Annotated in this window: 9 protein-coding genes; 2 read left to right on the top strand and 7 right to left on the bottom strand. The window is 69.2% G+C overall.

The window, feature by feature from the left end:
- From Mco01_RS25235 to Mco01_RS25220, 4 genes are all read right to left on the bottom strand, one after another.
- On the bottom strand, window positions 1–1,032 hold the full coding sequence (locus Mco01_RS25235; RefSeq protein WP_204059367.1) for a glycosyltransferase family 4 protein: 1,032 nt from the start codon (window positions 1,030–1,032) through the stop codon (window positions 1–3).
- The gene (locus tag Mco01_RS25230; RefSeq protein ID WP_239103898.1) at window positions 1,029–2,018 is read right to left on the bottom strand and encodes an NAD-dependent epimerase/dehydratase family protein; all 990 of its coding nucleotides are present in this window, start codon (window positions 2,016–2,018) and stop codon (window positions 1,029–1,031) included. Before Mco01_RS25230 ends, Mco01_RS25235 begins: the two co-directional genes overlap by 4 nt.
- 64 nt (window positions 2,019–2,082) lie before the next feature.
- Window positions 2,083–3,024: an NAD-dependent epimerase/dehydratase family protein gene (locus Mco01_RS25225; RefSeq protein ID WP_204059365.1), complete on the bottom strand. Its 942-nt coding sequence runs from the start codon at window positions 3,022–3,024 to the stop codon at window positions 2,083–2,085.
- Window positions 3,025–3,036: 12 nt separating this feature from the next.
- Window positions 3,037–4,155, bottom strand: a complete 1,119-nt coding sequence (locus Mco01_RS25220; RefSeq protein ID WP_239103897.1) for a glycosyltransferase — start codon at window positions 4,153–4,155, stop codon at window positions 3,037–3,039.
- A 425-nt stretch (window positions 4,156–4,580) separates the two neighbouring features.
- On the opposite strand from Mco01_RS25220, the gene Mco01_RS25215 reads away from it, so the two are divergent.
- The gene (locus Mco01_RS25215; protein ID WP_204059363.1) at window positions 4,581–5,780 is read left to right on the top strand and encodes a glycosyltransferase; all 1,200 of its coding nucleotides are present in this window, start codon (window positions 4,581–4,583) and stop codon (window positions 5,778–5,780) included.
- 160 nt (window positions 5,781–5,940) lie between these two features.
- On the opposite strand, the gene Mco01_RS25210 is transcribed toward Mco01_RS25215, so the two are convergent.
- A complete protein-coding gene (locus Mco01_RS25210; RefSeq protein ID WP_204059362.1) occupies window positions 5,941–7,050 on the bottom strand; it encodes a glycosyltransferase family 4 protein in 1,110 nt (369 codons plus the stop codon).
- 42 nt (window positions 7,051–7,092) lie between these two features.
- On the bottom strand, window positions 7,093–9,273 hold the full coding sequence (locus Mco01_RS25205; protein WP_204059361.1) for a hypothetical protein: 2,181 nt from the start codon (window positions 9,271–9,273) through the stop codon (window positions 7,093–7,095).
- 462 nt (window positions 9,274–9,735) lie between these two features.
- On the opposite strand from Mco01_RS25205, the gene Mco01_RS25200 reads away from it, so the two are divergent.
- Complete coding sequence (locus Mco01_RS25200) at window positions 9,736–10,983, top strand: hypothetical protein (RefSeq protein WP_204059360.1); 1,248 nt, start codon at window positions 9,736–9,738, stop codon at window positions 10,981–10,983.
- A 93-nt stretch (window positions 10,984–11,076) separates the two neighbouring features.
- On the opposite strand, the gene Mco01_RS25195 is transcribed toward Mco01_RS25200, so the two are convergent.
- The coding region (locus Mco01_RS25195; protein WP_204059359.1) for a lipopolysaccharide biosynthesis protein at window positions 11,077–12,406 on the bottom strand (1,330 nt) is incomplete at its 5' end.

Here is a 12,406-nt window from a genome sequence, read left to right as displayed (position 1 = left end):
TCACCGCCTAACAGGAAGAGAGCTCTGCGGGCGGGCAGGTGCCCCGTAGACCCGCACGCGTTGCGACAGGACGACCCCGGCGCCGCCGGCGGCCATGGCGCCGAGCACTGCGCCGAGCGTGGAGATCCAGCCCAGCGTCGTCACAAGGTCGAGCACGCCGGCCGCGGCTGCGACGGCGGCGAGTGTGACAGCCGTGAGCCTCACCCCGAGACCCAGCCGCCGGAGGCGGTGCGAGAGGTGGTCCGATCCGCCCAGCAGCAGCGGCCGTCCCGCCCGCAGCCGCGACAGCAGCACGACCCCCGTGTCGACGGTCGCGACGAACGTCGGCAGCAGCAGGCCCGCGATCGCCGTGCCCGTCCGGGCGCCGGTGACCAGCGCCGCCGCCGAGGAGGCGAGCAGAAAGCCGATGAACAGCGAGCCCGCGTCCCCCATGAAGATCCTCGCCGGGGCCCAGTTGTACGGCAGGAAGCCCAGGGCGGAGGCGGCAAGGGCCGCCAGGACCAGCCCGATCACGGGTTGCGCGGTCGCGAAGGCCGCGGCCGCCAGGAGCGCCGCGCTCACCGCGGTGAGAGTCCCGAGGGCGCCGTCCATGTTGTCGAGCAGATTGAAGGAGTTGGTGACCACGGCGATCCATACCAGGGTGGCCACGAGGTCCAGCCAGGTGCCGGTGATCGGCGCCACGACCCCGCTCACCACGACGACGCCGGCCGCCAGCGCCTCAACGGCCAGCCGGGTGAGCGGGGGGAGCGGGATGAGATCGTCGATCAGGCCGAGCAGGGCCATGGCCAGGGCACCGACGAGGATGCCGGCGACCGGCCGCACGGCCGGCCCGGCGAGTGTGATCGGCGGGACGAGGGTGCCCAGCACGATGGCGACCCCGCCAAGATAGGGAGTGGGCCGCCGGTGCGACTTGTGCCCCCCGGGCCGGTCGACGATTCCCCAGCGCAGCGCTACCCGTCGCAGCACGTGCGTGGCCGCCGCGGTCAGCAGAAAGCCGCAGACCGCGGCGGCCGGGACAGTGGAGCTGTTCACCGCCGGGGAGCCGCCAGCTCCGCGCGGGCCTCGGCGATGGTCTCCGTCAGGATGTCCTCAAGCGTCCGGCGGGGTGACCAACCGGTCAGCTCGCGTAGCTTGGTGGTGTCGGGCACGCGGCGCACCATGTCCTCGAAACCCTCTCCGTACGCCTCGCCGTACGGGACCAGTTCGACGCCCGATGTGCTGTCCGTCATCTCGACGATGAGCTTGGCGAGCTCCAGGATGCTCACCTCGTGATTCGCTCCGATGTTGAACGTCTGGCCCACGGCGCCCTCGTGGTCCAGCAGGCGCACCAGCCCGTCGGCCACGTCCTCGACGTGGGCGAAGCATCGGGTCTGGGTGCCGTCGCCGTACACGGTGAGGGGCAGCCCGGTGACCGCCTGACGGACGAGGGCGGGAACGACCATGCCGTACGCGGGGCTCTGCCGGGGGCCGACGGTGTTGAACAGCCGCACGACGATCGTCGGCAGGCCGCGTTCCTTGTGGTAGGTGTTGGCCAGGATCTCGTCGACGGCCTTTGCTGTGCTGTAGGACCATTTGGCCAGCGCGGGGCTGCCCAGGATGCGATCGGCGGACTCCGTGAGCGCGTCGCCGGCGTTCTTGCCGTAGATCTCGCTCGTGCTCGTCACGAGGATCTTGCGCCGGTAGCGGTGGGCCGCCTCGATGACGGTCTCCGTGCCGCGGATGTTGGTGACGAAGGAGCGCAGCGGCTCCTTGAGGATCAGCTTGACCCCGACGGCCGCCGCGAGGTGGACGACCACGTCGCACTGGCGCACGAGTTCGTCGACCATGAGGGTGTCCAGCACCGATCCCTGCACGAAGCGCAGGTTCGGGTGCGGGGTGAGGTTGGCGAGCCGGCCTGTCGACAGGTCGTCGAGCACGACGACCGAGTCGCCGCGGGCGAGCAACGCGTCGGTCAGATGGGAGCCGACGAAGCCGCTTCCGCCGGTGATCAGATATGTGCGCCTTGGTGAGTGGGTCACCGAAACCTCCAGTGGCATGTGCATTGGAACGTGAGAGACGGCATGCGAAAGGAATGGAGTGCGATCACAGACGTGTTCCGGCGGCCTTTTCGAACCACTCCACGGTCTGGCGGAGCCCCTCGCTCATCGGCACGGGCCGCACGCCGGGGAACAGTTCGAGAAGCAGCCGGGAAGACGCCTGCGACACGCGGATGTCGCCCGTGCGCGGGGGCAGGAACGTCGCCTCCACAGGACGGCCGAGCACCGCTGAGAGGGCGTCCTTCAGGGACAGCAGCGAGGTCCGCGTCCCGTACGCGAGGTTCACCGGCGTGCCGCTCGCCACCCCGCGGACCACCGCCTCGGTGAGCACCTGCGCGACCGTTCCGACGTAGGTGAAGTCCCGCGCCTGGGTGCCGTCGCCGTGGATCGGCAGCGGCTCGCCGGCGAGGGCGGCGGACACGAACGCCGGGATGACCGCCGCGTACGCGTGGCCGGCCGACTGCATGGGACCGTACACGTTGAAGAAGCGGAAAGGGAGCACCCGCAGGCCGAAGCTCTCCGCGTACGCCATGGCGTACGCCTCGGTGGCGAGCTTGCTCGCGGCGTACGGGCTGAGCGGGCGCGTGGGCAGGTCCTCGTGCTTGAACGGCTCGGTGCAGTTGCCGTAGACGGAGGACGAGGAGGCCAGGACCAGGTGCGGCCGGGTCGCCCGGCACGCCTCCAGGACGTGGAGCGTGCCCGTGGCGTTGACCGTGTGCGACGCTAGCGGGTCCGCCAGCGACCTGGGCACCGAGGGCCGCGCGGCGAGGTGCACGACAGCGCTCGCCCGGGAAACGAGGTCCGCCAGGAGGTCGCGATCCAGGATGCTCCCGGTCACCAGTTCCACGCCCAGGTCCTCGACATTGCGCCGGTCGCCGGTGCTCAGGTCGTCGAGCACGGTGATGCTCTCGATCTCGGGCCGGGTGATGAGCACGCGGCAGAGGTTCGCGCCGATGAAACCGGCGCCGCCCGTCACAAGGATCCTCATGTGTTGCTCTCTTCAGACAAGGCGGTGCTTCGAGGCGCCGCGAAGTGATCGGTAAAGGGCTTGGGTGTCCGAGACGAGGCGTTCGACGCCGAACGCGCCGGTCGTCCATTCGCGGGCCGCCTCGCCCATCCGGCGGGACAGGCCGCTGTCCGAGAGCAGCCGCACCACGTGCTCGGCGAGTTCGGCCGCGTCGGTGGCGGCGAGCAGCCCTGTGTGGCCGTCGCGCACGATCTCGGCGATGCTGCCGACGCGGGTGGAGACCGCGGGTGTTCCGGCCATGCCCGCTTCCACGAGCGTCAGCGGGGTGCCCTCGTTGTCGGCGGTCATCAGCACCACGTCGGCGGCCGAGTAGACCGTCTCGACGTCCTTGCGCCATCCGAGCAGGTGGAAGGAGTTCGGGGCGAAGCCGATCCCTTGCTCCAGCTCCTGCCTCAGCTCGCCGTCACCGCAGACGACGAACCGGCAGCCGGGTATGCGGCGAAGGACCGCGTCCGCCACCTCGAGGAAGCGGTCGGGCCGCTTGATCCGGGTGAGCCGCCCGACGTAGGCGACCACCGGCGCGTCCTGCGGGAGCCCCAGTTCGGCCCGGGCCGCCTCCCTGCCGGGCACTGGGCCCAGCCGCACGCCTGGCGGGATGACGACGTACTGCTCCCGCCGCCCGATACCGGCGGCCAGCAACTCGTCGCGGACCTGGGCTCCGACGGTCACCAGCCGGTCCGACATCGACGCGAGCGCCCGCTCCGTCCGTATGTAGAGGCGCAGCTTGGCGGGGGAGAAGTAGCCGTGCAGCAGATGCCCGTGGAACACGTGGATCCGCGCCGCCCCCACCCCCGACATGAGGGCCGCCGTCCGGCCGAGCGCGCCCGCCTTGGCCGTACGGGTGTGCACGATGTGCGGCCGGAATTCGCGCATCGCACGGACCAGTTGGAAAAAGGCGCGCACGTCGTTCGCCGGGCTGATCGAGCGGCCGAGGCCGCGCACCCGGTGCACCGGCACGGCCGCGTCACGCAGGCGCAGATGGTCGCCCTCGGCGTCGCCGACGTGGCCGATGTAGAGCCGGTGGTCGAACTCCTCGGAGTTCAGACCCTTCGACAGTCCCAGAACCTGCGTGGCGGGGCCGCCCACATTCATGCGGGCAATGATTTCCATGACGCGAATCCGGCTGTCCGGCTTCATCGGGATCCTCGCTGATAGGCCTGTCTCACGCCCGAGAAACTAACCGGCGCGAGGATCTGCGCAGCGGTGCGCTCACCGTGACGGGGAAGAGTTTCCGATTTCGGTACCCGGCCATGATCGAGTGGCCGCCGTCCGGGGAGATCCGGACATCGTGGCTGGTAACCGCGCTGTCGTCTGCTGCCGGACTACGTTCAGGCGGGCGATGCGATTCCGATGGAAAGGACAGGCCAAGAGGGCCGTGTTTCGCTTGCCTGTGCTTATCGCGATGATTTCCTTTTACGTATCTTCCGGTGCGCTCGCCGAGTCGGCGAAGCGTGGTTTCTGGGAATTCAAACCCGCGATCGCGGATGACGTGGATAAAAAATCGGTAGGCGGAGCACATGAACTTCCATTCCAATTCCGGCTGCGATCAGGCTGATGCGGCGGCTCCGGCCGGGCTCACCGTGCGCGGGCTTCGGGTGTGCGAGGTCGTCAAGACCCTCGACCCCGGGGGCGCCGAGGTGTTGCTCGTCGAACGGCTTCTGACGGCGCGGAGGCGGATCGTGAACAGCGCCGTGGACTACACGGTGATCTGCCTGCGGGCGTCGACCGGTGAGCTCATCGAGCGCTTGCGTTCCGCCGGAGTGACGGTCGTCGACCTCAGTTCGTGCCCACGGGCGCTGGTCTACGCCAGGCTTGCCGCGATGGTCCGGCGGTTCGCGCCGGATGTGCTCAACGTGCACTCTCCGGCGCCCGGCATCGTGCTCCGCCCGTTCGTGCGGCTCACCAGGCGCAGGTCCGTCCTCGTGTCGACGGTCCACGGCATCCAGTGGCCCAAGACGATGTTCCTCGACCGGCTCACCCGGAGGCTGGACGACCGTACCGTCGCCGTGTCACCGGCTGTGGCGCAGTCCCGCGCCGTCGCGGGTTGCCGTCGGCTGCTGACCCGGATTCACGGGGTCGACGTGCGCAACCAGCGGGAGTGGGCCGCACGGGCGGCCGACGTGCGGCGCGAGTTCGACGTGCCCGAGAGCGCCTTCCTGTGCGTCACCATCGCCAACTTCCGCCCCGAGAAGAATCACCGCATGCTCGTCCAGGCGGCCTCCGAGGTGGTGCGGGCCCGCCCGGACGCCGTTTTCCTGCTCGCGGGGGAAGGACCGCTGCGGGACGCGGTCGTTCGCGACGTGCGGGAGCGGCGTCTCGCCGGGCAGGTGCGCGTCCTCGGGCGGGTATCCGGAGCCAGGCGGCTGATCGCGGCAGCCGACCTTCTCGTCCTCAGCTCCCACCACGAGGGGCTGCCCGTTGTGGTCATGGAGGCACTCGCGGCGGGGGTGCCGGTGGTCTCCACCCGGGTCGGAGGCCTCCCCGACCTGATCACCTCGGGGCGGAACGGCATCCTCACCGAGCCGGGATCGCCCGGCGCCCTCGCCAGGGCCGTGCTCCAGGCGATGGAGCCGCGGACCCATAGTGAACTGCGGGCCGGAGCCCTGGCTGATGGGGACGGCTTGGACATGGTCACGACGTCGGAATGGTTCGAGGAGCTCTACGTGGACCTGGCCGGGCGTGCGGGCCTCGGGCGGGGGACGTTGCAGCCTCAGTGACGGCGGACGTACGAGGGGCGTCGCGATGGTGGCGCCCCTCTTACGCGCCGGACATCGCCGCCGGGGCGGAAGCGCGTCAGCCGGTCGTGCGGCCGGCCGGCGCCGATGGAGCAGTCCGGCTGTTCCACGTCCGGTCGCCCCGTCACGTGCGGCTCCCGCTCTAGAACCGGTTGAGCCGCCGAGGGGTCCGGGCGGGCGTCAACCGCTCGTACCACTCCTCGATGCGCCCCGCCACCAGGGGCCAGTCGAGATCGGAGGCCGCGCGGACACCGTGCTCGGCCATCCGTCGTCGAACCGCGTCGTCGTCGAGTACCCCACACAGGTGCCTGGCCAGATCCGCCGCGGATCCCGAGCGGAACACGCGGTAGGCGGCCTCGTCGGTGACGGCGGGCTCGAGTGACGACTCAGAGGAGACGACGACCGCGGCGCCGAGCGCCAGCGCCTCCAGCGGCGCGGTCGGTATCCCCTCGGCGATGGTGGGCAGCCGTTGGGAGGAGTGCACGAAGACCTCGGCCCTGCTGACCAGACGGTAGACCTCGTCCGGCGGGATCTGCCCGGTGAAGCGGACGTCCGGACCGGCTAGTCGTTCGAGGCGGGCCCGTTCCGGGCCGCTGCCGACGATGACGAGGCGGGCGTGCGGGTGGGTGGCCCGAATCTCGTGGAACGCCGCGATGGTCAGCGAATGGTTCTTCACCGGCACCAGCGATCCCACGCTGACGATCAGCCCCCGCTCGACCTGGTTGCTCTCCCGTATCGCGGCGAGCCTTTCGAGGTCCACACCGGCAGGTAGCGAGCGGATGAGCCTGTCGGGAATGCCGGCCGCGCGCAGGTCCGCCCTGGGTCTCGTCCCCGACACGATGAACCCGGCGACGTGGCGGAAGGCCCACGGCATGATCCGCCGGTGGCGTGTGTTCATCCCGCCATGCACGTGGACCACGAGAGCGATGCCCAGCCGCCGCGCGGCCGGGCCCAGGCCGAGCGCTTCGCGGTGGTCTCCGTGCAGGTGGATGACGTCGATACCGCGCATCCCGTGCAGGGCTCTCGCGCACTCGACGGCGAACGCGATCTCATCCGTCTTCAGCGACAGGGCTCGTGTCACGGCGGTGCGCGCGAGCGGGAGTGATTCCGCCCCAGGCGGAGCCTCGCCGTGCCGATGCGCGATGACGACCTCATGCCCGCGGAGGAGTTGCTCGTGTACGAGGCGCTCGATGTAGCGTTCCTTGCCCCCGGGCTCCGGAGGCAGGCGATGTCCGATGTGCAGAACTCTCATGTCGGCTTCCTGGAAGTGCGCGGGTCAGGGACGATCAGGACCTCATCCGTCCGCCAGTCGGTAGACGGAGCAGTCGCCCGACCGGAACACGAGCGTCGCGAAGTCGCCGAGTTCGGGGCTGACGCCCGCGAGGTGCCCGTTCTCCGCCAAGAGCCACCGCACGTGGTAGCGCCTCCGCAGGTCCTGCATCACAGCGGCAGTCGGGCTGCGGAACGCGGCGTCGTTGAGCCGGATCCGCTCGCGGTCCCAGAACGGGATCTGCGCGACTGTCAGCCCGGGGTGCCAGCGGTTCTCGCTGGTGAAGGTGAACGCCCACCCCTCGACGAGCATCCGCCGCTCGCTGAGGGCGGACGCCCAGAACTGGCGGCTGTCACACGGGCTCTCGAGTCCCCAGCGGCAGTGCGCATTCGTGGCGACCAGGTCGCCGGGACCGGAGTGGTCGCGTAGCCAGCGTCCGGCGGCCATGAGCCCCTCCGCAGCCGGGGCGGAGGTCCTGCCCGCCTCGCCGGCGTGCTCGCCCGCAAGCGGGAAGACGGTCGCGAGCACCCGCGCGTGCAGGTCTGCGGGTAGGCCGATGGCCGCGAACGCCACGGTTGTGAGCGCCCAGGCTCGGATCCACCCCGCCTTGACGATCAGGACCACGCCCGCCGAGGCCGCCGCGATGGCCAGCACGATGTACGGCAGGAACAGCAGGGTGTCCCGCTCGGGGGGCACGGGAACTCGCACTCCGCAGAGCACCGGGATCAGATACACGGAAAGAAGGCCGCAGGCGGCGGCGGACAGGACCGCCCGGCGTGAGACCCCCGCTCTCGCGACCAGCTCGCGAAGGCCGAGGATCGCGAGGATGGCCAGATAGGGATAGGCGCCCCACAGGAAGAAGAACTGGCTGAGACTGGGATGGGCGAGGAACAGGGCGGTGCCGAAGCCGATCCCACCGAAGCCCAGCATGAGAGGCACCGCCTGCCGGGCGAGCAGGCGGGGGCGGGCCAGCAGCCCGAGGATCCCGGACCACACGACGAGCCAGCCCAGCAGCACCACCAGGGTCATACCGATCAGGGAGCTCGCGGTGGGTTGCTCCTGGCCGGCGATACCGGTCAGAGCCCTCCAGGTCGTGCGGATGAAATAGAACGGAGAGACGACGAGCGCCCCCCGGGTTCCGGCGTACAGCACGAACTGCGAGAAGGCCAGACCCATGGCCGTGATGCACAGCGCGCCGGCGGTATGCCGCGAGAGCCGTCGTTCGCGGATCGTCTCCACGACGGCCACCGTCACGAGTCCCACCGCGAGCATGGGGAGGTAGGTGGCCTTGGCCCCCGTCAACGCCGCGGTGAGAAGTGTCAGGAGCAGCCACCCGCCCGCGCTCCGCGCCCGCTGCTGGAGAATCTCGATCAGTACGATGACGAGGGGGGCGAACAGTAGTGATCCGAAGGTCTGGGTGGGGCTCCACCACGCGAGGTCCGGGATGCCTCCCCAGGTGAACGAGCCGATGTCCTTGCCGAGGTAGAGGGACGGCGTCGCCACGAAGATCGTCGCTGCTGTCGCCAGCAGGCCGCCTGTCCATGACCCGGTGACCCTGCGTCCGTTCAGGGCGATCAGCGTGATCAGCGCCGCCAGCATCGGCACCACGCCCAGGCGCGACAGCAGTATCAGCGGCTCGATGCCGGTGATCTGACTCGAGGCGGCGAAGTGGGCGTACACGAACCAGTGGTAGGAGAGCGGCTCCCCGGCCACCATCGGCATCGTCGGCGGCACATGGTTCTTCAGCTCGCCGATCAGGCTGAGGTGGAAGGGCACGTCGGGCGCGGCGGTGCCGAGCGCGGGCCAGGTGAGAGGAGTGAGGGCGAAATACGACACCGCGCCCCATGCCACCAGATAGATCATGATCAGGGCGAGCGCCCATGACCACCACAACGGGGCATGCCGGCGGGGCGGCGACTTCCAGTGCGGTCGCAGGCGTGGCACGAAGAGGAAGAGGGCGTAGGTGGCTGTGGGCCAGACCAACACGAGGAGAGGGAGCCCGGCCGCACGAGCGGCGATGTAGGAGCAGACCTCCAGGGCGTACCCGAGCGCCAGACCGAAGGCGATCTCCTCCGCGAGCGTACGCCTGCCGCCGTGCAGGGCCCGGACGAGCAGGACACCGGGCAGGGCCAGGCCGAAGGCGACGTAGACGGCGAAGACGAGCAGGTCGCGCGGCGTGACGCCGTAACGGAGCAGAACGACCATGGTGAACGCGGCGACCGTGGCGGCGGGCAGCCACCAGGATCGCAGGAATCCGCGGGCGTGTGCACTTCGCCCGCCTGACGCCCGTGCCGCGCGGCCGGTCGGCCTGGACGGACTCCGCGTGGCCGGGTGAACGGGCGACGTCGCTTCCATGAGTGCAAGCCTGGCGAGCCGATCGGCGGAGGCGGGCCGGACGCAGCGTGCCAATCGCTTTCTTGTCACTCCTTTGACCGATCCCGGGCAGTAAGTGCCCGCCCCTCCTCCTGCCGACTCCCACGGGAGATTTCCATGGCGTAGCCGACGGGTTTCGCCACGGAAAGCCGCGGCCATGGCCGGTTCGATCCTTTGCGCCGGCTTGGCCGAAGGGAAAGGCGGTGTACGCGGAATCGACGGGTTTTCTGGGCTAGGGTGTCGAGACGTTGCCGACCTCCCGTTTTGCGCGCCACATTATTCGGGTGATTCTCTGTGGAATACATGGTTGTCGCGATCTCCGCGATTGTACTTGTCTTTCTTATTCAGACTTTCCTGCACGGGGATGTGGCGCGGCGGGCCCTATGGGTGCTGTTTCTGGCCTTCGTCGCACGACTCGTCGTTCATGTCCTGCTCCTGCGCAGCCACTTGCTGCCGTACGGCGGCGACAACTACACCTATGAGCTCTGGGCGGAGCGGATCGTAGAGATCTGGAATCGCGAGGGGTTCCAGTTCGTCGCCATCGACGCGGTGTCGGTGCCCTGCAATCTCTTCGCGCTCGTCATCTACGTGTGCGGCGGTCCGGCTCCCCTGGCATGCACGTCGGTGGTAGCGGTCATCGCGTGCGCACTGTGCATCCTCATGTACCGGTTCGCCAGACTCATCGGCGCCGACGAGCGCGCCTCCTACCGGCTCCTCGTCCTGACGGCGTTCATGCCGGCGTTCATGCTGCATACGTCCGACACGTTCAAGGACGGGTTCAACGTGTTCTGCGTCATGGCGTGCCTGGCGCTGGCCACGTCGAACGTCCAGAGGTTCGACATCCGGAAACTGCTGCTGCTCCTGCCATTGCTATGGGTCCTGTGGAACGTGCGCCCCTACATGGTGTTCATGTGCGGGCTGCCGCTGGTCCTCGGCTTCGTCGGGGCCAGGCGGGCTCTTCCCCTGTGCACTCTCGCCCTTCTCGCCGGACTGCTGGTGCCCCTCGTGTTCTTCCCCGAGACGGCGCAGGACACTGCCATCGGGACGATGCAGGAACAGCTTGAGCGCGGGCAGTCGGAGGCGGTTCGTCTCGGGAACGCGGAGGGAGGTTCCGGGGTCGTCTTCGACGACGGCGGAAACCCATGGAGCGCGATTCTGCCGAAGCTCACCTACACGGTGCTGTCGCCGTTTCCCTGGACGGGTGGAAGCGCCGTGCTCCAGTTCGCGAAAATCGAAACGCTGGTCTGGTATCTCCTCATCTTCCACGCCATTAGAGGAGCACGTCATCTCTGGCGTCAGAGCCGGAGAGTGCTGATGCTCCTGCTGCTGTTCGTCGTGCCCTGCACGATCGTGTACGCGACGAGCATGTCCAATATCGGTCTCATCTTCCGGCAGCGGATGCCGATCGTCATGGTCGTGAGCCTGCTGGCCGCTGTCGCCTGGACGCAGGCCGCGCGGAAACCGGGGCAGGGCGCCTCCCGCACCCCCGCACCGCGCCCAGAACCGGTACGGCGCCGCACCGTCGTCGAGCCATGGACATGATCGCCGCGCTTGATCTGGCCGCCGGCGGGCTGTCGCATCCGCGAGCTCTGACGTGAACTGTCGTCCTTCCTGGCGGTACGGGACGGCCAGAGCTCATCTGGACGGCGTCGCCGCAGGCCGGGATGCCGGCGGTTGCTTCCCCGCGGAGGTGGAGGCGGGGGGTTGCGTCCTGCGCAGATCGGCAAGGCGTGGCACCAACGCGGACACGGGCATCCGCGCCGATCGCAGGAACCACGCCGTCTCCAGGAACGCCAGTAGCGTGTAAGAAACGGACGACACCAGCGCGGCGCCGACCGCCCCCCATCGCGGGATCGCCATGAGGTTGAGCAGCAGGTTTACTGCCAGAGCCCCACAAGAGATCGCCGCCATCGTGACCGGACGCTCGAGTCGCACCAGATACTGCTCGACCGGGCGGACCAGGGTCAGCGTGACGGTACCGGGGGCGAGCAACAGCAGGGGAGCGACGCTCGCGGCGAAGGCGTGGCCGTACACCAGCGGGATCAGCCAAGGTGAGGCGGCCGCGATCAACCCGATGATGGCAGCCGATACGAGCAGGTTGAGCCGCAGTGTGCGGGCGGTGACCAGTTGGGCCTCGCGCGCTCCCTGGACGGCCTGCCGAGGGAGAACGACCTGGGTGAGGGCCTCGGCCGGCATCCGGGCGAGGCCCATCACCGTCACGGCCACCGTGTAGATGCCGACCGTCGCCGTGGAGTCCAGAGCGCTCAGCAGGAAGACGTCCATGCTCAGGAGGAGGTTGGAGGCCACGAGCCCGACGTGGTAGCGGATCGAAAGGCCGAGTTCGTGCCGGACGAAACTCTTCTCACAACGCAGGGTTATGGGCCACAGCGCCCGGACCGAGAAGAAGAACGGCACCACGATGGAGGCGGTCCAGCAGAGGACCACGCTTGTGATGGTCACGTGCCCAGAGGCCGCGAGGGCGAGGATGGGCAGGCATTGCGCCATCGAGGCGACCACGGTGGCCTGGTTGACCACCTTCCTGCGGGACTGCAGCAGCAGAATGGAGGTGAAGTTGATGGACGCCGTGCCGAACGGGATGGCGAGCAGCGCCGCCGCCCACAGAGGGAACGCGCCGGGCGAGCCCTTGACCGCGACGAGGACGAGAACGCCGACCGTCGCCACGAATCCGAACGCCATGCCGAGGACCAGCGCGTTGGTGATGAGCGGCCGATGGCGGGACGAGTTCGGCCAGAAGGTGATCTGTGATTTCTCCAGGGACAGGTGGGCCACGACGATGGCGGTGCCGGCTGTGGTCGCTATGACGGAGTAGACGCCCCTGCCTTCGGGCTGCAGGGTCCGCGCGATGAGAATCCCCGTCACCGCTCCGAGGACCAGTCGCAGCATGCGGCTGGCCAGCACCCCGGCGACGGCGGTGAGTGAGGGGCTCAGGGCCGCGATGCGGGTT

This window comes from Microbispora corallina (genome assembly GCF_016863035.1).
GTDB lineage: Bacteria > Actinomycetota > Actinomycetes > Streptosporangiales > Streptosporangiaceae > Microbispora > Microbispora corallina.
The sequence above is the reverse complement of the archived record's forward strand: the minus strand, read 5'-3'. Positions and strand labels throughout refer to the sequence as shown.